This is a genomic window from Kitasatospora sp. NEAU-69 (assembly GCF_057158765.1).
The window spans coordinates 95,607-117,359 of sequence record NZ_JBWXUE010000019.1; the positions used below are offsets into that span (position 1 = coordinate 95,607).

The window sequence follows — 21,753 nt, forward strand, 5'->3', positions numbered from 1 at the left end:
GACGCCGTCAGACCAGGACCCGGGGACCGAGCCGCCGTCCGAGCCGCCGTCCGGCCCACCGGCAGGCCCGCTGGCCGGTTCCGGGGGATCGCGGCCACCGTCCGGGCCTCCGTCGGGGCCACCGTCGGGTCCGCCGTCTGGGCCTCCCTCGGGTCCGCCGTCCGGGCCCCCGTCCGGCCCGCCGTCCGGACCGCCCTCGATGCCGGCGATGCCCACCCCGACGGAGCCGGCCGCGCCGGAGCCCACCCCGACCGAGCCCGCCGCGCCGCCGCCGGGACCGGCGAGCGCGAGCCCGCCGACCGTGCCGCCCACGCCCACACCCACACCCACACCCACGCCCACGCCCACCGAAGTCGTCCCGCCCGGTCCGCCCGTCCCGCCCGGTCCGCCCGTCCCGCCCGGTCCGCCAGGTCCGCCGCGGACCATGGTCAGCCCCGGGCCCCGGCAGCCGTGGTGGCGCCGGCGCCGGTCGCTGGTCGCGGCCGGCGTGGTGCTGGTACTGGCGGCGGGGGTCGCGGTGCTGCTGGTGGAGCGGCAGCCGAAGTCGTCTCCGAGTGGCAGCAGCACCGCCGCAGCACCCAAGGTGACCCTGCAGGCCGCCGCGGCGCCCGGCCAGGACCCGTTCACCCCCTCGGCGGCCGTCACCACCTCGGGCACCCCGTCGGCCGCCGGGACCTCCCCGACCGTGCAGAGCGCAGCCGGCTCGCCTGGCGCCCCGGCGAACGCTGCGCAGACCGTCGACGGTGCGGCCGTCGGCCTCTACGGCGGCACCGAGCGGAACGGCAGCTGCAACGTCGACCAGCTCGCCGAGTTCCTCACCACGCACGTCGACAAGGGCCGGGCCTGGGCGGCCGTCGAGGGCATCCAGCCGGCCGGCATCCCGACCTACCTGCACTCGCTCACGTCCGCCGTGCTGCGGGTGGACACCCGGGTGACCAACCACGGCTTCGCCAACGGCGTGGCGACCAGCTTCCAGTCCGTCCTGCAGGCCGGCAGCGCGGTGCTGGTGGACGATCACGGCGTCCCGCGCGCTCGCTGCGCCTGCGGCAACCCGCTGCTGCCGCCGGTCGTGGACAGCTCGCCGCCGCAGTTCAGCGGCGACTCCTGGCCGGGCTTCCAGCCGCAGCAGGTGGTCACCGTGCAGCCGGCCGCCGCGCCGGTGACGCACCTGGTGATGGTGGACCAGACCACCGGGAACTGGTTCACCCGCCCGGTCGGCGGCACCGGCACGACGGACCGCGGCACACCCGCGCCGATCGGCGCACCGAGCAACGCGGCCGGCACTGCGACCTCCTCCGGCACACCGAGTGCCTCGGCCGGCGGCTCCACCGGCCCGTCCGCCTCGGGGTCGGCCACCGCCACCGGCTCTGCCAGTTCCAACTCGCCTACGACAAGCACGAGTTCATCCGGCAGTGCGACGGCCACCGCCGGCTCGACCGCGACCGAATCGGCTTCCTCCGCCTCGTCCGCGGCCTCCTCGGCGGCCTCGTCCGACTCCTCGTCCGCGAGCTCGCTCGGCCTGCCGGCCAACTCCCCGGCCGGCCTGCCGGCCGCGGGTGTGACAGGCGTGACGGAGTCGTAGTCGTACTCGTTGTCGCAGGTCGGTAGTCCGGCCGGTCGGCCCCGCCGCCCGGCAGCCCGTCGTGACGCTCTGGACCGGCGTTGTGCCGCGCGGGCCGCGTCGGCCGCGCGGGCTTCCCGTCCCCGCCGAACTCGACTCGGAAGTCGGCTGGTTGGCGGAGCCGGGGGTCAACGTCGCGCTGATCCACCGCCACTGACCCGACGTCAGCCGGGGTGATCCCGGCGGTGCCCCGCCCGTTCGTACGCCTGTCCCCGGCGTGCGGGGTGTGAAGATCAGCGCGCCGATACCGGCGCACCCCAGTGTGTCCCGTGTTTCCGTTGTGGCGACGTACACGGTGCGATTACATCTGACTGCTGAACGTGGCTGTGCCGTCCTGCCCCCCATGGCCGTCCCACCGCCTACGGCGGGTGCCGAGTGCTGTCTGCGGCTCGACGGCGTCCCGAACGGCCCAGCAGATCAGTCCAGATGAAGATCAGCGCAGATGACGAAGGTGAGACAGTCGATGACGATCGAGGCGGGTCCGGCCCCGACGCCGAACGCAACCGAGCAGCAGCAGCTCAGCCTGAGTACCGCGGCGGCGCGGAACCTGGCGACGACCACCAAGTCCGCACCGCAGATGCAGGGGATCAGCTCCCGCTGGGTGCAGAAGATGCTGCCCTGGGTGCAGGTCTCCGGCGGCACCTACCGGGTCAACCGCCGGCTCAGCTACGCGGTCGGCCGCGGCCGGGTGAGCTTCGTGCGCACCGGCGCCGACGTCCGGGTGCTGGCGCCGACGCTGCGCGAGGTCCCGGTGCTGCGCGACTTCGAGGACGACGCGCTGCTGGAGGAGCTGGCCGGCCGGTTCACCCAGCGCGATGTCGTCGCGGGGGAGTCCCTGATCGAGGCCGGCACGCCGATCAACGAGGTCTTCCTGATCGCGCACGGCAAGGTCAACAAGATCGGCACCGGCAAGTACGGTGAGACCGCGGTGATCGGCTCGCTGGCGGACGGCGACCACATCGGTGACGAGGCGCTCACCGCCGCCGACGCGAACTGGCCGTACAGCGTGAAGGCGGTGACCGCCGGCACCGTGATGGTGCTGCCCTGGCCGGCCTTCCAGAGCCTGGTGGACCGTTCGCAGGAACTGCGCGACCGGATCATGCAGTACATCGCCGACGCTCAGCAGCCGCAGAGCCGGCATGGCGAGCGGGCGATCGAGCTGGCGGCCGGTCACGAGGGTGAGTACGAGCTGCCCGGCACCTTCGTGGACTACGAACTTGCGCCGCGTGAGTACGAGTTGAGCGTCGCGCAGACCGTGCTGCGGGTGCACAGCCGGGTCGCCGACCTCTACAACCAGCCGATGAACCAGATCGAGCAGCAGTTGCGGCTGACCATCGAGGCGCTGCGCGAGCGCCAGGAGTACGAGCTGGTCAACAACCGGGACTTCGGGCTGCTGCACAACGCCGACTACAACCAGCGGATCCAGACCCACTCCGGCCCGCCCACCCCGGACGACCTGGACGACCTGATCAGCATGCGGCGCAACACGCAGTACCTGTTCGCGCACCCGCGCTCGATCGCCGCCTTCGGCAAGGAGTGCAGCAAGCGCGGCATCTACTTCGGCAGCGTCGAGGTGGCCGGCCACCACCTGCCGGCCTGGCGCGGCGTCCCGCTGCTGCCGTGCGGCAAGATCCCGGTCAGCGACCAGCAGACCTCCTCGATCATCGCGGTGCGTACCGGTGAGGACAACGAGGGTGTGGTCGGCCTGTTCCAGACCGGCATCCCGGACGAGTACGAGCCGGGGCTCAACGTCCGCTTCATGGGCATCGACGAGAAGGCGATCATCTCCTACCTGGTGAGCGCCTACTACTCGGCGGCGGTGCTGATCCCGGACGCGATCGGCGTGCTGGAGAACGTCGAGGTCCGGCCGCGTGCCTGAGCAGCCGCCTACGGGCCCGTCCGATCCGAGTCGGCCGACCACCTGGTACCTCCCGGGGATCAGCGGGCTGGGCAGCTCGGCCGCCCAACTGCTGCGGGCGCCGCACGAGCTGTTGGAGTCCTCGATCCCGTTCAGTTCCGGCTCGGTCCCCGGCCCTGGCCCCGGCTCGGTCCCTGGCCCCGGCTCGGGCCAGGGGCAGGGCCCGGCGCCGGTCGTCGCCCGCCGGCCGGACGCGCCACCCCGCCCCGGGGCCGTCCCGGCCGCACCCGGCCGCCGTCCCACCGCTCCTGCCGCTGCTGCCGCTCCTACCGGTGCCACCGCTGCTGCCGTCGGTGATGCCGGTCGCCCGCCCGGTCGCCGCCTGCCGTCGGGTCCGGGCCTGCCGTTCGGGCCGAACGCCCGGCCGGGCGGGGTGGGTAGGTAGAACCGGTCCACCCCGATCCCATGAATCCGAGCCGATAACGGACGGTTGACGGCCACGAGCCTCCGGGCCCGTGGCCGTCAGCCCGCCGCCGGGTGGGCTGACGCCCGCCGCGCGGCGGCCCGTTGCCCGGCGCGGCCCGCGACCTGACGCACTGCCGGTCCCGTCGGCTGCCGATCGCCCCGGCCGCGCCGCGTGTTGCCGCAGGTCGGCGGCGGACTCGCGGGCATTCCCGGCGGGGGAGTGAACCAGACCACAGCGACACCCTCTCCCTACCGGGTTGCGGATCATGGCAGAATGGCGGCAGTAGTAACGCAAGCAAGCAACAAGCAATGACGTTCAGCGCACTCCGGGGTCGGTGAAAATCCGAACCGGCGGTTACAGTCCGCGACCCGTCCGCAGCCAGCGGCCGGTTGACCAGGTGAAACTCCTGGACCGACGGTTAAAGTCCGGATGGGAGGCGTGCGCGACGGATCAGAGCAGTGCCACGGCACACCCTCCCGGGGGAGCCGTGATCAGGTGTGGCGGACGGTGTCCGGCAGGCCTCTCTCCGGTGACGGATGCAGAGCGCCCGCGACCCTTCCGACGCATCCCGGTACCGGTAGAGCCCGGTGCACCCGTCTCTCTTCCGCCGAGTCTTCCCATGATGTGCCGCCCCGGAGTCCGCGCCCCAGCGCGAGGAGGACTCGGGTGTTCACCGGCATCATCGAAGAGCTCGGCGAGGTCGTCTCCATCGAGGAGTTCGGCGACTCTTCGCGCATCCGCCTGCGCGGCCCACTGGCGAGCACCGGAGCCCGGCACGGCGACTCCATCGCGGTCAACGGCGTCTGTCTCACCGTGGTCGACACCCCCGAGGAACTGGCTTCCGGGACGGGCGAGTTCAGCGCCGACGTGATGGCCGAGACGCTGCACCGGTCCAGCCTCGGGGTGCTGCACGCCGGCTCCCGGGTCAACCTGGAGCGCGCGATGGCGCTCGGCGCCCGGCTCGGCGGCCACCTGGTCCAGGGTCATGTGGACGCGACCGGCACGCTGCTCTCGCGCAGCCCTGGCGAGCTCGACTCGGACGGTCTGCCGCGCTGGGAGGTACTGCGCTTCAGCCTTCCGAAGGGCATCTCCCGCTACCTGGTGGACAAGGGCTCGATCACCGTAGACGGCATCAGCCTCACCGTGGTCGAGGCCGCCGCGGACAGCTTCACGGTCAGCCTGATCCCGGCCACGCTCGCCCTCACCACGCTCGGCGCCAAGGCGGTCGGCGAGCCGGTCAACCTCGAGGTGGACGTGCTGGCCAAGTACGTCGAGCGACTGCTGGAGTCCCGGGAGATCCCCGGACTCGCCGCGCTCCCGATCCCGAGCTCCGCGCTCCCGACCTCGACCCCCGCTTCGAACCCCGCTGAGGACGCGTCGTGAACTGGCTCAACGGCATCGCCTTCTCCATATTCGGCGAGCACGTGAAGTGGACCGACATGATCGGCAACCTGATCGGTCTGGGTGCGCTCGCGCTCGGCTGGCGCCGCTCGGTGCTCAGCTGGCCGGCCCAACTCCTCTCCGGCGTGGTGCTGTTCGGCGCCTTCGCGTCGGGCCACCTGTCGGGCCTGGCGGGCAAGCAGCTGATCGTCATCGTGACCGCGGTCTGGGGCTGGATCCAGTGGCAGCGCGGCCGCCGCGGCACCGGTGAGGTCGAGGTGCGCTTCGCGAGCTGGACCGAGCGCGCGGTGCTCGTCGCCGGCACGGCGCTGGCGACCGTCGGGCTGGCCATGCTCTTCACCCACTACTCCTGGATGTCCTGGAGCCCGTGGTCCGACGCGTACATCTTCACCGGCACGCTCGCCGCGATGGTCGCCCAGGCCCGCGGCTGGGTGGAGTTCTGGATCGCCTGGATCGCGGTGGACGTCGTCGGCGTCCCGCTCGCCTTCAACAACGGCTACGCCTTCTCCGGCCTGACCTACAGCATCTACTTCGTGCTGGTGCTGGCCGGCCTGCGCGCCTGGTGGCTGCGCAGTCGCACCACCCGTCCGGTTACCGCCCCGACCCTGCAGGGAGCCTCGGCATGAGCATCAACAGTGACCTCACGCTCGACCCGGTCGAGCGCGCCATCGCCGACATCGCGGCCGGTCGGGCCGTGATCGTGGTGGACGACGAGAACCGCGAGAACGAGGGCGACCTCATCTTCGCCGCCTCGGCCGCCACGCCCGAGCTACTCGCCTTCACCATCCGGTACACCTCCGGCGTGATCTGCGTCCCGGTCACCCAGGCCGACGCCGACCGCCTCGAACTGCCCCCGATGACCCGGGTCAACGAGGACCGCAAGGGCACCGCGTACACCGTCTCGGTGGACGCCCGGGACGTCGAGGCGACCGGCATCTCCGCCGTCGATCGCGCCCTGACCGTCCGGCTACTCGGTGAACCGTCCAGCACCGCGCGGGACTTCACCCGCCCCGGACACGTCTTCCCGCTGCGCGCGATGGACGGCGGCGTGCTGGTGCGCCCGGGCCACACCGAGGCCGGGGTGGACCTGGCCCGGCTGGCCGGGCTGCCGCCGGCCGCCGCGATCTGCGAGGTGGTCAACGACGACGGCACCATGGCCCGGCTGCCCGAGCTGGTCGTCTTCGCCCGCGAGCACGGCCTGGCGATCATCTCGATCGAGGACCTGATCGCCTACCGCCGCCGCACCGAACTGCACGTGGACCGCGCCGCGGTCACCACGCTGCCCACCGCGTTCGGCCAGTTCACCGCGGTCGGCTACCGCGGCACCCTCGACGGCACCGAGCACCTCGCTCTGGTGGCCGGCGGCCTGGACGCGGACGGCCGGCTGCCGGACGGCGAGGACGTGCTGGTCCGGGTCCACTCCGAGTGCCTGACCGGGGACGTCTTCGGCTCGCTGCGCTGCGACTGCGGCCCGCAGCTCCAGGAGTCGCTGGCCAAGGTGGCCGCCTCCGGCCGCGGCGTGGTGCTCTACCTGCGCGGCCACGAGGGCCGTGGCATCGGCCTGGCGCACAAGCTGCGCGCCTACCAGCTCCAGGAGCAGGGCCGCGACACGGTGGACGCCAACCTCGACCTCGGCCTGCCGGCCGACGCCCGCGAGTACAGCATCGGCGCCCAGATGCTGACCGACCTCGGCGTCCGCTCGCTGACCCTGCTGACGAACAACCCCGAGAAGCTCGCCGCGCTCACCGACCACGGCCTCAAGGTCAAGGGCCGCGAGCCGATCCCGGTCGAGGCCGGCGAGCACAACCTCGCCTACCTGCTGACCAAGCGCGACCGGATGGGCCACGACCTGCCGTGGCTCGTCGGCTGAGCGTCGGCTGAACCGTTTCAGCTGCACCATCGCACCCCCAGTCCCCATCCAGCACAGCCAGAGGAGAACGATCGTGGCCGGCCACGGAGCCCCCGAACTGACCGTCGACAATGCCCAGGACCTGAAGGTCGCGGTCGTCGCCGCGCAGTGGCACACCCAGGTGATGGACGGTCTGCTGGACGGCGCCCAGCGCGCCCTGAAGGAGCTCGGGATCACCGACGCGACCGTGCTGCGGGTGCCGGGCACCTTCGAACTCCCGGTCGCCGCGAAGCGGTTGGCCGAGCGCGGGTACGACGCGGTGATCGCGCTGGGCGTGGTCATCCGCGGCGGCACCCCGCACTTCGACTACGTCTGCCAGGCGGCCACCGTCGGCCTCACCCAGGTCAGCGTGGACACCGGCGTGCCGGTCGGCTTCGGCGTGCTGACCTGCGACAACGACCAGCAGGCGTTGGACCGGGCGGGCCTGCCCGGCTCGGCCGAGGACAAGGGCCACGAGGCGGTCACCGCGGCCGTCGCCACCGCCGCCACGCTGCGCGCGCTGAGCTGAGCACTGAGCTGAACCAGGCGCGGCCCGGAGCCGCGTGTCGCGTCCCGGACCACCACGGTCATCGTGTCCAGCACGGTGTCCACGGTCCGGGACGCTTCGCACGTGGCGCGCGAGACCCCGTAAGGTGAGTCCCATCATGGCTTCCAAGACATTCGAGGAGCTCTTCACCGAGCTCCAGCAGAAGGCCGCCACCGGCGACCCCGCGACCTCCCGTACCGCGCAGCTCGTCCAGCAGGGCGTCCATAGCATCGGTAAGAAGGTCGTCGAAGAGGCCGCCGAGGTCTGGATGGCCGCCGAGTTCCAGACCAAGGAGCAGACCGCCGAGGAGATCTCGCAGCTGCTCTACCACCTTCAGGTGATGATGGTCGCCCGCGGCCTGACGCTCGACGACGTCTACGCGTACCTCTGATCCGCCCCTCACCAACACTCCGCACGTCCACGCCCCAAGCGAAGGATCTTCCTCTCATGCTGCGCATCGCCCTCCCCAACAAGGGTTCGCTCTCGGGTCCCGCGGCGGAGATGCTCCATGAGGCCGGCTACCGCCAGCGCAAGGACCCGAAGGAACTGGTCCTGGTCGACCCCGAGAACCAGGTCGAGTTCTTCTTCCTGCGCCCGCGCGACATCGCGGTGTACGTCGGCTCCGGCCGTCTCGACATCGGGATCACCGGCCGCGACCTGCTGCTGGACTCGGCCGCGGGTGCCGAGGAGGTGCTCGCGCTCGGCTTCGGCGGCTCGACCTTCCGGTTCGCCGGCCCGGTCGGCTCGCCGAAGGACGTCCAGGGCCTGCAGGGCCTGCGCATCGCGACCTCGTACACCGGCCTGGTCGAGCAGCACCTGGCCGAGCACGGCGTGCAGGCGACCGTCACCAAGCTGGACGGCGCGGTCGAGACCGCGGTGCAGCTCGGCGTCGCCGACGTGATCGCCGACGTGGTGGAGACCGGCACCAGCCTGCGCAACGCCGGCCTGGAGGTCTTCGGCGACCCGATCCTGATCTCCGACGCCGTGGTGATCCGCCCCAACGGCGCCGGCGAGGACGCGGGTGTCGACCAGTTCCTGCGCCGCCTCCAGGGCGTCCTGGTGGCCCGCCGCTACGTGCTGATGGACTACGACATCCGCGCCGAGAAGGTCGGCGAGGCGGTCGCACTGACCCCGGGTCTGGAGTCGCCGACCGTCTCCCCGCTGCACACCGAGGGCTGGGTCGCGGTCCGCTCGATGGTGCTCCGCAAGGAGGCCCAGCGCATCATGGACGACCTGTGGTCGATCGGTGCCCGGGCCATCCTGGTCACCAACATCCACGCCTGCCGCCTCTGAGCCTGCCGTCCCCGGGAGCACCGCCGCCATGCCTGCCACTGACCTGCCCACCCTGCCGCTGACCTGGGCGCCGCGCCGCAACCGGCTGGTGCTGCTGCCGATCAGCGGGCTGCTGGTGGTGGTCTTCGTCACCATGGCGCTGGTGCTCCCGCCCAGTTGGCAGCTGAACGACCGGATCACGCTCACCTGCCTGGGCCTGGTCTTCGCCGGGGTGGGCCTGATGCTGGCCCGCCCGAAGGTGCTCGCCGACGCGGACGGGGTCACCGTGGTGAACTTCGTCCGCACCCGGCGGCTGCAGTGGGCCGAGATCGTGCGGGTGAACCTGCGCCAGGGCGACCCGTGGGTGACGCTGGACCTCACCGACGGCACCTCGCTCGCCGCGGTCGGGATCCAGCCGGGCGGCGGCCGCGAGCAGGCCGTCCGGGCGGCCATCGAACTGCGCGACCTGGCCGAGGCGCGCGGCGCTGCCAGCGAGCCCGCGACGGCCTGAGCACCGCACGTCAGTACCGCACGTCAGTACCGCACGTCAGCTCCACCGGCCGTGTGACGCAGTGCGGCGCTCCACCAGGGCTCATGTGGCGGCGGGCAATCGAACAGGTATCGTCTACGCTGGTAAAGGCGGGGCAAAGCCTGCCCGCCACCCGCCCCCGACCTGAGGAGTGACACCTCCCCTCGATGGACGATCCGTCCGGTAGTACCCCCGCCGCCTTTCTCCTGTCGTCCGGAGAGCAGGCGGCGCTGTGATCACCGCCTGGCTGCTGCTCGCCGCGGCCGTGCTGCTCATCCTCGCGAACGGCCTCTTCGTGGCCGCCGAGTTCTCCCTCGTGACCGTCGACCGGGGGACCGTCGAGCGGGCCGCCTCGTCCGGCGACCGGCGCGCGGCCGGGGTCGCCAAGGCCCTGCGCTCGCTCTCCTTCGAACTCTCCGGCGCCCAGCTCGGCATCACCGTCACCTCGCTGGTGGTCGGCATGCTCGCCGAACCGGCGCTCTCCACGCTGCTCGGGCCGGTCGCCGAGGCCGCCGGCGTGCCGTCCTCCGCCGCGACCGGTGTCGCGGTGCTGGTCGGCATGGTGCTGGCCACTGTGCTGCAGATGGTGATCGGCGAGCTGGTCCCGAAGAACTGGGCGATCTCCCGCCCGCTCGCGGTGGCCCGCGCGGTCACCGGTCCGCAGCGCGCGTTCACCGCCGCCTGCCGGCCGCTGATCCGCTGGCTGAACGGTTCGGCGAACCGGCTGGTCCGGGCGCTCGGGCTGGAGCCGACCGAGGAGCTGGCGCACGCCCACACGCCGGGTGAACTGGTCTTCCTGGCCCAGCACTCGGCGAAGGCCGGCGCGATAGAGGAGGACGCCGCGCTGCTCTTCGTGCGCACCCTGGGCTTGGCCGAACTGACCGCCGAGAGCGTGATGACGCCCCGGGTGGACGTCGCCGCGCTGCACCAGGACGCCACCGCCGCGGACGTGGTCAACCTGACCCGGGCCACCGGCTTCTCCCGGTTCCCGGTCTACCGGCACAGCCTGGACGAGGTCACCGGCACCGTCACGCTCAAGGACGCACTCGGCGTGCGCCCCGAGCGCCGCACCGAGGTGACGGTCGGCCGGCTGGCCGGCGCGCCGCTGCTGGTGCCCGAGACGCTGCCCGCCGAACGGCTGCTCGACCAGCTGCGGCGCCGCCAGCCGATGGCCATCGTGATCGACGAGTACGGCGGCACCGCCGGCGTGGTCACCATCGAGGACATCGTCGAGGAGATCGTCGGCGAGGTCCGCGACGAGCACGACCCCGGCGCCGCCCCCGAGCTGATCGCGCTGCCCGGGGCCGACGGCCGCCCGGCCTGGCTGGCCGATGGCCGCGCCCGGCTCGACCAGCTGGAGTCGATCGGGCTGAACGCCCCGCACGGGCCGTACGAGACGCTCGGCGGGCTGCTCGCCGACCTGCTCGGCAAGATCCCCGCGCCCGGCGAGCAGGCCGAACTGCCCGGCTGGACGCTGACCGTGCAGGAGGTGGACCGGCACCGGACCAGTCGGGTCCGGCTGGAGCACCGCAGCGAGAAGAACGGTGAGCTCGGATGATCGCCCTGCAACTCTTCGCGGCACTCCTGCTGCTGCTCGGGAACGCCTTCTTCGTCGGCGCCGAGTTCGCGGTGATCTCGGTGCGCCGCAGCCAGGTCGAACCGCTGGCCGAGGCGGGCAACCGCCGGGCCCGCACCGTGCTGCACGCGCTGAGCAACGTCTCCGCGATGCTGGCCGCCGCCCAACTGGGCATCACGGTCTGCTCGCTGCTGCTCGGCGCGCTCGCCGAGCCGACCATCGCGCACCTGCTGGAGGGGCCGTTCCACGCGATCGGCATCCCTGACGGGCTGGTCCACCCGATCGCGTACGCGCTGGCGCTCGCCCTGGTGGTCTTCCTGCACATGGTGATCGGCGAGATGGTGCCGAAGAACGTCGCGCTCACCGCGCCGGAGCGCGCCGCGCTCTGGCTCGGCCCGCCGCTGGCCCGGCTGGCCCGGGTGCTCGGCCCGGTGATCCGGCTGCTGAACGCGTTCGCGAACGGGGTGCTGCGGCTGTTCAGGGTGGAGCCGAAGGACGAGGTCGCCTCGGTCTACACCGCCGAGCAACTGCTCTGGATCCTCGCCGAGTCGCGCGCGGCCGGCCTGCTCGCGGCCGCCGAGCAGGAGCGCCTGGAGGACGCGCTGGAGCTGGGCCGCCGGCCGGTCGCCGAGGTGCTGCTGCCGCTGGAACAGCTGGTCACCGTGGGCACCTCGGCGACCGCCCGGCACGTCGAGCAGCTGGCGGTGGCCACCGGCTTCTCGCGCTTCCCGGTGGTGGACGGCGGCGGCGCGATCCTCGGCTACCTGCACGTCAAGGACGTGCTGGAGGTCGAGGACCCGGACGCCGCCGTCCCGGTCCGGCTCTGGCGCCCGGTCACCGTGGTGGGGGAGCGGATGCCGCTGGACGACGCGCTCACCGCGATGCGCCGGGCCGCCGCGCACCTCGCCGCCGTCACCACGGCGGACGGGCGCACGGTCGGGCTGGTCACGCTGGAGGACGTGCTGGAGGAGCTGGTCGGCGAGATGCACGACCCGGACCACCGCCCTGCGGCGGCCTGATCCGCCGGCTGCGCTGATCCGCGGGTCGTGCTGATCGACGGCGTTCTGTTCGACGGCGTTCTGTTCGACGGCCGGGCGGACTACCCCCGGCCGTCGATCAGTTCGCCGTACGCCTGCACCAGGTCCGGCAGCCTCAGTGTCACCAGGTCCTCCCGGCCGGGCAGGTCGCGGGCCATCGAGAGCCGCAGGTCGCGGTACGCGCAGGACTTCTCGTAGAGCGTCCTGATGAACCGCCCGTTGCCCAGCTCGTCTATCCAGCCCTCGCCGACCACGTGCGCGCAGATGCTGGCCAGCTCGTCCGCCGCGTCCTCGTCCCAGCCGTCGCCGTCCCGGGCGGCCAGCGCGCTGCCGATCGCGGTGAGTTCGGCCGGGCGATAGCTCGGGAAGTCCACCCGGGTGGTGAAGCGGGAGTTGAGCCCGGGGTTGGTGGCCAGCAGCCGGTTCATCCCCTCGGGGTAGCCGGCCAGGATCACCACCAGCCGGTCCCGGTTGTCCTCGGCCCGCTTCAGTAGCACCTGCAGCGCCTCGTCGCCGTACGCGTCGCCCTTGCTGTAGCCGGAGTTGGCCAGGCTGTACGCCTCGTCGATGAAGAGCACGCCGTCCAGCGCGGAGTCGATCAGCTCGTTCGCCTTCACCGCGGTCTGGCCGAGGAACTCGCCGACCAGGTCGGCCCGCTGGGCCTCCACCAGGTGCTCGCCGGAGAGCAGGCCGAGCGCGTGGAAGACCCGGCCGAGGATCCGCGCCACCGTGGTCTTGCCGGTGCCGGACGGGCCCGAGAAGACGAAGTGCCGCTTCGGCGGCTGCACCGGCAGGCCCTGGTCGGCGCGGAGCCCGGCCATCCGCAACTGCGCGGAGAGCGCGCGGACCTGGCGCTTCACCGGGTCCAGGCCGACCATCTGCTCCAGCTCCGCCAAGGCGGCGTCCAACCGGTGCCGGTCCTCGGCCGCCTGCGCCGCGGGGGTCCGCCGGCCGGTCTCCGGCCGCCCGGCCGCCGGGGGCCCGCTCGGTCGAGCCGGACCGGCCGGCGCCTGTGCGCCGGTCGCCCGCGGTACCGAGCCGGACGGCGGCACGCTGCTCTCGCCTGTACTGGTACCTGGGCCTGCACTGGTACCTGGGCCGGCACCTGCACCCGTGCCCGCACCCGAGCTCGCGCCCGCACCTGCTCCGTCGCCCTCGGCCGACTCACCGGCGCCGGCCCCCTCGCCGCGGCGCTCGGCCAGGCCGGAGCGGTCGGCGAACTGGTTCAGGCCGGCGCCCGGCGGCTGCGGGTAGCCGCCCTCCTCGCCGCCGGCGGTCACCTCCTCGCCCAGCCTCTCACCCAGGCCGCTGCCGAGCCCGCTGCCGAGCTCCTCACCAAGGCCGTCGCCGAGCCCGTCGCCCAGCCCCTCGCCGAGCCCGCTGCCGAGCGCGTCGCCCAGCCCCTCGATCAGCGTCTCGCCGGCCCCCAGGCCGAATCCGAGCCCGAGCCCCAGCCCTTCGCCCGCCCCGAACCCGGGCAGCTCCTCCAGCAGCCCCAGCCCGTCCTCGGCGGCGATCGCGGCCAGCCGGGCGGCGGTGTCCATGAACGCCGGGTCGGCCCGGTGCACCGCCCGGTACAGCGGCAGCGCGGCCGCGCTGCGCCCGGCGCCCTCGTAGGCCCGGCCCAGCCAGTAGCGCAGTTCCTTGCGCTGCGGCTGCTCGGAGCGGCAGCGGGCCAGCGAGGCGGCCAGCGGCGTCTGGGCCTGTGCGCACATGTCCAGCCGGACCCGGGCCATGCCGCCGAACAGGCCGGACTCGATGCCGAGCAGTGTGTCGTCGAGCAGCTGGTCGGTGTCCCGGATCAGCTGCTCCCAGTCCTTGAGCAGGTACGAGCGGCAGGCGTGCAGGAACCGGACCGAGCGGTCCTGTTCGACCGGCGGGCACTGCGCGAGCGCGCGGTCGAGCTCGTGCAGGTGGCGGCCGTCCAGCCAGTGCGAGGCATGGGCGAGGGAGAGGTCGCGGCCGTCCTCCAGCACCGGCTGGACCCACCAGCCGAGCCAGTACCAGGAGCTGAGCGGCCGCTGGTGGCGGCGGCGCTGCTCGCCGAAACGTTTCTTGTGCCGGTGCATCGCGAGCAGCGCGCCCGAGGTGTCGCAGCGCAGTGCGTGCAGGCCGAGCCAGGCGTCGGCCATGCCCGGGTCCAGCCGGACCGCGGTGCGGAACTCCTCCTCGGCTCTGGCGTACGCGCCGGCCGTGTAGGCGTCCATGGCACGCAGCCATGCCCGGTCGGCCGGTCCGTATGGGCCGGTGCCGCCGGAATTGTCAACAGTGTTCACTCACGCCCCCCGTGGTGTGCACCGAGGCCCGGTCGATGGCGGGTCACGCCGCGCACCCGGGACGCATATGCGCCTGTGAGGAATCGTACCGGCGCCGCGCTGATCCGGAAGGGGCCCGCGCGAGTTCAAATCGGCTGCGCGCGTTGACCGTTGGTATACCGACGGCTGATCGGCGAGCGCGGGGGCCGGTCTGCGGGAAGCAGAACGGCACCTCCGGCTCACGGGGGAACGAGCCGGAGGTGCCGAATCTGGTTGCGGGATCAACTAATCCCGGCGAGAGCGAACTTAGTAGCTCTCCGTAGCCTGGTCAAGCGGCCGCTTAGCCGCCTGCCGGGGCGGCGTCGCACCGGCGGGCGCGGTGAGCCGGTCGGCGAGCGGCTCACCGGTGCGCCCGTCCACCTTGAGCTGGGCGAACGGCCGGCTCGGGTCCGCCGCGAAGTGCGCCGCCTCGGCCGCCGACCAGTGCTCCCAGAACTCGGCGAGCGCCGGACCGTCCCGCTCCAGGCCGCGCAGTCGGGCGTCCGCGAGCGGCAGCTCCATCCAGATCAGCGCGGCGAGCCAGGGGCGCACGGCCCGTCGCCCGGCCCCGACGCCCTCGATCAGGATCACCGGCGCGGGCGCCAGCTCGCGCGCCCCCGCAAAGCGCCTCAGCTCCCAGTCGTAGACGCCGTACCGGGCCCGCTCGCCCCGGGCCAGCGGTGCGAGCACCTGCTCGCGCAGCCGGCCGTCCCACTCGAAGAACTCCTGGTGCGTCGCCAGGTCGTCCAGGTGCAGGACCGGTGCGCCGCCGAGTACCTCACTCAGCCGACCGGCGAACGTGGTCTTTCCCGAGCCTGCGTGGCCGTCCACGGCGACCAGCCGCACCGGGCCGCAGGAGGGGGCCAGGGCCCGCAACTGCGCGGCGAGGGCGGGCAGGCCGCCGGCGTGGTCCATGCGGCAACTCTACGGGCCGGTACGGCGTCCCAGGTCACAGCCGTGCGAAGGCTGCGCCCGGTGTCAGGCGGGATCGTGACGGACGGGCCCGGATCGGGCATACTCGCATCGCCAGATCCATGTGAACGCCCGTTCACCGCGACCCGGTACCCGGACGTCCACCAGCTCCCCCCAGCGCCGCCCCAGCACCCCGGGGCCTCAACGAGGAGGCGACCCACCCTCATGAACGCCGCACCCGCCAAGCCCGTGGAGCGTCAGCTGCCCAGCGACGAGGCGCGCGAACTGCTCGCCCTCACCCGTGACCTGGTCCAGCGCGAGCTGACCCCGCGGGCCGCCGAGGACGAGGCCGCCGCCCGGTTCCCGCGCGACGTCTTCGCGACCCTGGGCGAGGCCGGCCTGCTGTCGCTCCCGTACGCCGAGGCCTACGGCGGCGGCGGGCAGCCGTACGAGGTCTACCTGCAGGTGCTGGAGGAGCTCGCGGCGGGCTGGCTCGCGGTCGGCCTCGGCGTGAGCGTGCACACCCTCTCGTGCCACGCGCTGGCCGGTTTCGGCAGCGAGGAGCAGCGGCAGAAGTACCTGCCCGGCATGCTCGGCGGCGGCCAGCTCGGCGCGTACTGCCTCTCCGAGCCGCAGTCCGGCTCGGACGCGGCCGCGCTGCGCACCCGCGCCGACCGCGAGGGCGAGGAGTACGTGATCCGCGGCACCAAGGCCTGGATCACGCACGGCGGCCGCGCCGACTTCTACAGCGCGATCGTGCGCACCGGAGTGGACGGCGCGCGGGGCATAAGCTGCCTGCTCGTCCCCGGCGACGCCGCGCAGCTCTCGGCCGCCCCGCCGGAGCACAAGATGGGCATGAACAGCTCGCCCACCGCCCAGCTGCACTTCGACGGCGTGCGGGTCGGCGCCGACCGGCTGATCGGCGAGGAGGGGCAGGGCTTCCAGATCGCGCTCGCCGCGCTCGACTCCGGCCGGCTCGGCATCGCCGCCTGCGCGATCGGCGTCGCCCAGGCCGCGCTCGACCTGGCGGTCGAGTACGCGCAGACCCGTCAGCAGTTCGGCCGGCCGATCGCCGACTTCCAGGGCCTGTCCTTCATGCTCGCCGACATGGCCACCCAGATCGAGGCCGGCCGCGCGCTCTACCTCGCCGCCGCGCGCAAGCGCGACGCCGGGGTCGCCTTCTCCAAGGAGGCGGCGATGGCGAAGCTGTTCTGCACCGACACCGCGATGCGGGTCACCACGGACGCGGTCCAGGTGCTCGGCGGCTACGGGTACACCCAGGACTTCCCGGCCGAGCGGTACCTGCGCGAGGCCAAGGTGCTGCAGATCGTCGAGGGCACCAACCAGATCCAGCGCCTGGTCATCGGGCGCCACCTGACCCGCGGCTGAACGCGGGTGGCCGCCTGAGGATCTGACGATCCGACGGGTCGGCCCGGCCGGTTGCGCGACCGCCCGGTCCGACCCGTCGGCTCAGTGCCCGACCAGGCGGCTCAGCGCCTGACCAGGTGGCCCTGGGCCGGAACCCGGCGCCGAGCCGGGGCCGCGTGCCGCACCGGCATCGGCTGGGCCGGGATCAGCGCCGACTGCGCGGGTACCGAGGACGGCCGCGCCGCGTGCGAGAACGGCTGGGTGCGCCAGTCCAGTTCGGCGGGCAGACCGAGCAGCGCGGCGAGCGCGGCGGCCTGGTCCTCGTGCTGCGGCTCGCACTCGTCCAGCTCGTCGGCCGGCAGCCCCGAGCCGGGGCAGAGTGCGGGGGAGAACGGGTGCCAGGCGGTCCGCAGCACCGCGTGCTGCGGCAGCTGCTCCTCGTCGCCCAGCAGGGCGATCGGGCGCTGGCACTCCGGGCAGGTCAGGCGGACGATCTCCCAGGTCTCGGGCTCGCCGGGGTCACCCGGCGCGAGGGCGAGACCCGGGCCCGGATCCTCGCCGTCGGCGCCGTCCTCGGGTCCGTCAGGGTCGAGCGGGGCACCTGCGTGCGGGAGCCCGTCGAGCGAGGTGAGGGTGCTTTCGGGGCCGAAGGCGCGCTGCTCAGCTGTAGGCATGTGATCCCCCTTGGATCGGGCCGGGCCAACACGGCCAGGGCCATGACCAGCCCTTCCCGCCGACGGGCCGTCATAACCCTGCAGGTCGACGCAGGGTGATGCACGGGAGTGTGGCCTTCGCCACATTCCCCGGGCATGTGCCAACGGCGCCGCCGGAGCAGCCCGTCCGGGACGCGCCCGGCGCTCCTGTAGGTTTGCGCCTTGTGGAGGATCTAGACCAGCGCATTGTCCAGCTGCTCGTCCAGGACGGCCGGATGAGCTACACCGACCTGGGCAAAGCCACCGGCCTGTCCACGTCGGCCGTCCACCAGCGGGTCCGCCGGCTGGAGCAGCGCGGTGTGATCCGCGGCTACTCGGCGATCATCGATCCGGACGCGGTGGACCTCGCGCTGACCGCCTTCATCTCGGTCAAACCGTTCGATCCGAGCGCTCCTGACGACGTGCCGGAGCGGCTCGCGCCGCTGCCGGAGATCGAGGCCTGCCACAGCGTGGCGGGTGACGAGAACTACATCCTCAAGGTCCGGGTCGGCGCCCCCGGCGACCTGGAGGACCTGCTGGCCAGGATCCGCACCGCGGCCGGCGTCTCCACCCGGACCACGGTGGTCCTCTCCACGCCGTACGAGGCCCGCCCGCCCAAGCTCTAGCCCGGGCCGGTGTCCGGTGGGTGGACGCCAGGGGTGCAGACTTGGGTTCATGACCGAACGCACCACCTCCCGCACCGTGCTGCTGCGCGGCGGCGACATCTACAGCCCGGCCGACCCCTTCGCCACCGCGATGCTGATCGAGGGCGAGCAGATCGCCTGGGTGGGCAGCGAGGGCGCCGCCGACGCCTACGCCGCCGTCGCCGACGAGGTGGTCGATCTGGCCGGTGCGCTGGTCACCCCGGCGTTCGTGGACGCCCACGTGCACGCCACCGCCACCGGCTTGGCGCTGACCGGCCTCGACCTCTCCGACTGCACCTCGCTCGACCAGGCGCTGGCCCGGATCGCCGGCCACGCGCGCTCCACCGGCGGCGTGCTGATCGGCCACGGCTGGGACGAGACCCGCTGGCCCGAGGGCCGCCCGCCCACGCTGGCCGAGCTCGACGCGGCCGCCGGCGGCGCCGCGCTCTACCTCTCCCGCACCGACGTGCACTCGGCGCTCGCCACCAGCGCGCTGCGCGCGCTCACCCCCGCGCTGGCCGAGCTGCCCGGCCACCACCCGAGCGGCCCGCTCACCCGGGACGCGCACCACGCGGTGCGCCGGGCCGCGCTCGCCGGGCTGACCGAGGAGCAGCGCCGGCACGCCCAGCTCGCCACGCTGCGCCGGGCCGCCTCGCTCGGCATCGCCGCGCTGCACGAGTGCGCCGGCCCCGAGATCTCCTCCGAGCAGGACCTGGCCGCGCTGCTCGCGCTCGCCGCCGAGCAGCCGGGCCCCGAGGTCTACGGCTACTGGGGCGAGCTGAGCGAGCGCGGCGGCGTCGAGACCGCGCGCCGGCTCGGCGCGGTCGGCGCGGGCGGCGACCTCTTCGTGGACGGCTCGTTCGGCTCGCACACCGCCTGCCTGCACACCCCGTACCAGGACGCCCCGGCCGACGACCCGCAGCAGAGCGGCGCCGCCTACCTGACGGCCGAGCAGGTCGCCGCGCACGTGGTCGCCTGCACCGAGGCCGGCCTCCAGGCGGGCTTCCACGCGATCGGCGACGCCGCCCTCACCGCGGTGCTCGCCGGCGTGCGCGCCGCCGTGGACCGGCTCGGCCCGGCCGCCGTCAAGGCGCTGCGGCACCGCGTCGAGCACGCCGAGGCGCTGGACGACAAGGCCGTCGCGGCCTTCGCCGAGCTCGGCCTGACCGCCTCCGTGCAGCCCGCGTTCGACGCCGCCTGGGGCGGCCCGGACGGCATGTACGCCGCGCGGCTGGGCGCCGAGCGGGCCGCCGGCCTCAACCCGTTCGCCGCGCTGCTGCGCTCCGGTGTGCCGGTCGCCTTCGGCTCGGACGCGCCGGTCACCCCGCTCGACCCGTGGGGCACCGTGCGCGCCGCGGCGTTCCACCGCACGCCCGAGCACCGGATCTCGGTGCGCGCCGCGTTCGCCGCGCACACCCGCGGCGGCTGGCGGGCGCTGGGCCACGACCACGAGGGCGTCCTGGTCCCCGGCGCGCCGGCCACCTACGCGCTCTGGCGGACCGGTGAGCTGGTCGTCCAGGCCCCCGACTCCCGGGTGGCCGGCTGGTCGACCGACCCGCGCTCCGGCACGCCCGGCCTGCCCGATCTGACCCCGGGCAGCGCGCTGCCCGAGTGCCTGCGCACGGTGGTCCGCGGCCGCACCGTCTTCGAGGCTCGACACGCGGCCTGAGCTGCGGATTCTCATCGCACGTGACTACCGGACGACGGCCCCGCACGGTACCGTCGTCGGATATCCGACTGCCCGCCGCGGTGCTGAACCGACGGCGGGAGCCAGCCAGAGAGATTGGTGCTCAGGTGGCATTGCCCCTCGACGCGGCCCCCCGAGCCGGTGGACCCTCGGAGCCGGAAGGCCCGCCGGACGACGCCGCTGCCGCGCCACTCGGGCAGCCGGCTCGCCAGGCCGGGCGGCTCGCCCGGCTGGCGGCCCGGGTGCGGGTCGGCTGGCGCCGCTCGGCGCTGGCCGCCGGCGCCGGCCTGCTGCTCGCGGCGTCGTTCCCGCCGTACGGCCTGTGGCCGCTGTCGATCGTCGCGGTCGCCGCGCTGTCGCTGCTGACCCGCGGTCGCACGGCGCGCCAGGGCGCGTGGACCGGTTTCGCGTTCGGGTTCCCGTTCTTCCTCTGGCTGCTGGACTGGATCCGGGTGGTCGGCTCCGACGCCTGGGTCGGCCTGTCGGTGGCCGAGGCGCTCTTCGTCTGGGCGCTCGGTGCCGGGCTCGCGGTCACCTCGCGGCTGCGCGGCTGGCCGTTCTGGGCGGCCTGCCTCTGGGTCGCGCAGGAGTGGGCGCGCGACCGGCTGCCGTTCGGCGGCTTCCCGTGGGGGCGGCTCGCCTTCGCCAACACGGCGAGCCCGTTCACCCCGCTGGCCGCCTGGGGCGGCGCGCCGCTGGTCACCTTCGCGGTCGCGCTGACCGGGGCGCTGCTGGCGTACGCGGTGGTCACCGGTGTCGCCGCGGTGCGCCGCAGGCCGGCGGTGACCGTGGCCACCCTGACCGCAGCGACCGCCACGACCGCTGCGACCGTCGATGCTGCCGACGTCAGCGATGCTTCCGACGTCGCCGACTCCGAGGCGATCGCCGTCACGTTCGCCCCAGCCCCGCAGGCCGCCGACACCCGGCCGGCCGCGCGCCGGTTGGCCGTCCCGGTGCTGGCCGGCGCGTGCGCGCTGCTGGTCGCCGTCAGCGGCTACGCCGTCCCGGTGCCGACGGCCGGGGACCAGACCGTCAAGGTCGCGCTGATCCAGGGCAACGTCGCGCAGCCCGGCATGGACTTCCTGGGCCGGCCGATGATGGTGCTCGACAACCACGCCACCGAGACCGAGCGCCTGGCCGCCGCGATCAAGACCGGTCAGGCGCCCCAGCCCGACCTGGTGATCTGGCCGGAGAACTCCTCCGACATGGACCCGTACAGCGATCCGCTGGCCTACCAGCGGATCGACCAGGCGGTGAAGGCGATCGGCGTGCCCACCCTGGTCGGCGCGCTGGTGGACGGCCCGGACAACCAGCACGTGCAGAACGAGGGCATCGTCTGGGACCCGGGCACCGGCCCCGGCGCCCACTACACCAAGCAGCACCCCGTGCCGTTCGGCGAGTACGTGCCGTTCCGCTCGGTGCTGATGAAGGTGATCACCCGCCTGCAGCGGGTCGCGCGCGACTTCTACCCGGGCAAGGGCACCGGCGTGATGCAGCTCGGCCCGGCCCGGATCGGCGACGTGATCTGCTTCGAGGTCGCGTACGACGAGATCGTCCGGGACACCGTCAACGACGGCGGCCGGGTGATCGTCGTGCAGACCAACAACGCGACGTACGCCGAGAGCGGCCAGCCCGACCAGCAGCTCGCGATGTCGCGGCTGCGCGCGGTCGAGCACGGCCGGGCCGTGCTGATCGCGGCGACCAGCGGGATCAGCGCGGTGATCGGCCCGGACGGCAAGGTCCAGCAGCACACCGCCGAGCTGACCGCCGCCGCGCTGAGCGCGGACGTCCCGCTGCGGGACGGCAAGACGCTCGCCGACAAGGTGGGCGCCGCTCCGGAGTGGACGCTCTCCATCCTCGGGCTGCTGGCCTGCGGCGGTGCGGTGCTCGCCGGTCGCCGTCGCCGCCGGCAGGGCGGAACACCCGAGCAGGCTCAACCGTTGTCCACGGTGGCGCCCTGA

Annotated in this window: 18 protein-coding genes and 1 riboswitch; of the genes, 15 read left to right on the forward strand and 3 right to left on the reverse strand. The window is 73.6% G+C overall.

What is annotated here, in order from left to right:
* Window positions 1–208 precede the first annotated feature (208 nt).
* The 11 genes from AC060L_RS22170 to AC060L_RS22220 all read left to right on the forward strand — a co-directional run bounded on the left by AC060L_RS22170 (window position 209) and on the right by AC060L_RS22220 (window position 12,177).
* Window positions 209–1,582, forward strand: coding sequence for a DUF6777 domain-containing protein (locus tag AC060L_RS22170; RefSeq protein WP_483800592.1), 1,374 nt, complete (start codon window positions 209–211; stop codon window positions 1,580–1,582).
* A 502-nt stretch (window positions 1,583–2,084) separates the two neighbouring features.
* On the forward strand, window positions 2,085–3,500 hold the full coding sequence (locus tag AC060L_RS22175; RefSeq protein WP_483800657.1) for a family 2B encapsulin nanocompartment shell protein: 1,416 nt from the start codon (window positions 2,085–2,087) through the stop codon (window positions 3,498–3,500).
* 762 nt (window positions 3,501–4,262) lie between these two features.
* Window positions 4,263–4,390, forward strand: a riboswitch (FMN riboswitch).
* A gap of 221 nt (window positions 4,391–4,611) precedes the next feature.
* Window positions 4,612–5,328, forward strand: coding sequence for a riboflavin synthase (locus AC060L_RS22180; RefSeq protein ID WP_483800593.1), 717 nt, complete (start codon window positions 4,612–4,614; stop codon window positions 5,326–5,328).
* The gene (locus tag AC060L_RS22185) at window positions 5,325–5,972 is read left to right on the forward strand and encodes a nicotinamide mononucleotide transporter family protein (RefSeq protein WP_483800594.1); all 648 of its coding nucleotides are present in this window, start codon (window positions 5,325–5,327) and stop codon (window positions 5,970–5,972) included. Before AC060L_RS22180 ends, AC060L_RS22185 begins: the two co-directional genes overlap by 4 nt.
* A complete protein-coding gene (locus AC060L_RS22190; RefSeq protein WP_483800595.1) occupies window positions 5,969–7,216 on the forward strand; it encodes a bifunctional 3,4-dihydroxy-2-butanone-4-phosphate synthase/GTP cyclohydrolase II in 1,248 nt (415 codons plus the stop codon). The genes AC060L_RS22185 and AC060L_RS22190 overlap by 4 nt, the downstream gene beginning before the upstream one ends.
* A 73-nt stretch (window positions 7,217–7,289) precedes the next feature.
* Complete coding sequence (gene ribH / locus AC060L_RS22195; RefSeq protein WP_483800596.1) at window positions 7,290–7,763, forward strand: 6,7-dimethyl-8-ribityllumazine synthase; 474 nt, start codon at window positions 7,290–7,292, stop codon at window positions 7,761–7,763.
* Between the two features lie 136 nt (window positions 7,764–7,899).
* Window positions 7,900–8,172, forward strand: coding sequence for a phosphoribosyl-ATP diphosphatase (locus tag AC060L_RS22200; protein WP_483800597.1), 273 nt, complete (start codon window positions 7,900–7,902; stop codon window positions 8,170–8,172).
* A gap of 56 nt (window positions 8,173–8,228) precedes the next feature.
* Window positions 8,229–9,074 (forward strand): ATP phosphoribosyltransferase, encoded by an 846-nt coding sequence (gene hisG / locus AC060L_RS22205; protein ID WP_483800598.1) that lies wholly within the window; start codon window positions 8,229–8,231, stop codon window positions 9,072–9,074.
* 28 nt (window positions 9,075–9,102) lie between these two features.
* Window positions 9,103–9,564 (forward strand): PH domain-containing protein, encoded by a 462-nt coding sequence (locus tag AC060L_RS22210; RefSeq protein WP_483800599.1) that lies wholly within the window; start codon window positions 9,103–9,105, stop codon window positions 9,562–9,564.
* A 250-nt stretch (window positions 9,565–9,814) separates the two neighbouring features.
* Window positions 9,815–11,140, forward strand: a complete 1,326-nt coding sequence (locus AC060L_RS22215) for a hemolysin family protein (RefSeq protein ID WP_483800600.1) — start codon at window positions 9,815–9,817, stop codon at window positions 11,138–11,140.
* Window positions 11,137–12,177 (forward strand): hemolysin family protein, encoded by a 1,041-nt coding sequence (locus AC060L_RS22220; protein ID WP_483800601.1) that lies wholly within the window; start codon window positions 11,137–11,139, stop codon window positions 12,175–12,177. Before AC060L_RS22215 ends, AC060L_RS22220 begins: the two co-directional genes overlap by 4 nt.
* A gap of 80 nt (window positions 12,178–12,257) precedes the next feature.
* On the opposite strand, the gene AC060L_RS22225 is transcribed toward AC060L_RS22220, so the two are convergent.
* Together AC060L_RS22225 and AC060L_RS22230 are read right to left on the reverse strand one after the other, a co-directional pair.
* Window positions 12,258–14,402 (reverse strand): AAA family ATPase, encoded by a 2,145-nt coding sequence (locus tag AC060L_RS22225; protein WP_483800658.1) that lies wholly within the window; start codon window positions 14,400–14,402, stop codon window positions 12,258–12,260.
* Window positions 14,403–14,756: 354 nt separating this feature from the next.
* The gene (locus AC060L_RS22230) at window positions 14,757–15,404 is read right to left on the reverse strand and encodes a uridine kinase family protein (protein ID WP_483800602.1); all 648 of its coding nucleotides are present in this window, start codon (window positions 15,402–15,404) and stop codon (window positions 14,757–14,759) included.
* 222 nt (window positions 15,405–15,626) lie between these two features.
* On the opposite strand from AC060L_RS22230, the gene AC060L_RS22235 reads away from it, so the two are divergent.
* On the forward strand, window positions 15,627–16,790 hold the full coding sequence (locus tag AC060L_RS22235; protein WP_483800603.1) for an acyl-CoA dehydrogenase family protein: 1,164 nt from the start codon (window positions 15,627–15,629) through the stop codon (window positions 16,788–16,790).
* A 101-nt stretch (window positions 16,791–16,891) separates the two neighbouring features.
* Here AC060L_RS22235 and AC060L_RS22240 read toward each other — a convergent pair whose 3' ends face one another.
* Window positions 16,892–17,443, reverse strand: a complete 552-nt coding sequence (locus AC060L_RS22240) for a hypothetical protein (RefSeq protein WP_483800604.1) — start codon at window positions 17,441–17,443, stop codon at window positions 16,892–16,894.
* 203 nt (window positions 17,444–17,646) lie between these two features.
* Here AC060L_RS22240 and AC060L_RS22245 point away from each other — a divergent pair, with 203 nt between their 5' ends.
* The 3 genes from AC060L_RS22245 to lnt all read left to right on the forward strand — a co-directional run bounded on the left by AC060L_RS22245 (window position 17,647) and on the right by lnt (window position 21,753).
* Complete coding sequence (locus AC060L_RS22245) at window positions 17,647–18,087, forward strand: Lrp/AsnC family transcriptional regulator (RefSeq protein ID WP_483800605.1); 441 nt, start codon at window positions 17,647–17,649, stop codon at window positions 18,085–18,087.
* A 49-nt stretch (window positions 18,088–18,136) separates the two neighbouring features.
* Window positions 18,137–19,774, forward strand: coding sequence for an amidohydrolase (locus AC060L_RS22250; RefSeq protein ID WP_483800606.1), 1,638 nt, complete (start codon window positions 18,137–18,139; stop codon window positions 19,772–19,774).
* A gap of 131 nt (window positions 19,775–19,905) precedes the next feature.
* A complete protein-coding gene (gene lnt, locus AC060L_RS22255) occupies window positions 19,906–21,753 on the forward strand; it encodes an apolipoprotein N-acyltransferase (RefSeq protein WP_483800659.1) in 1,848 nt (615 codons plus the stop codon).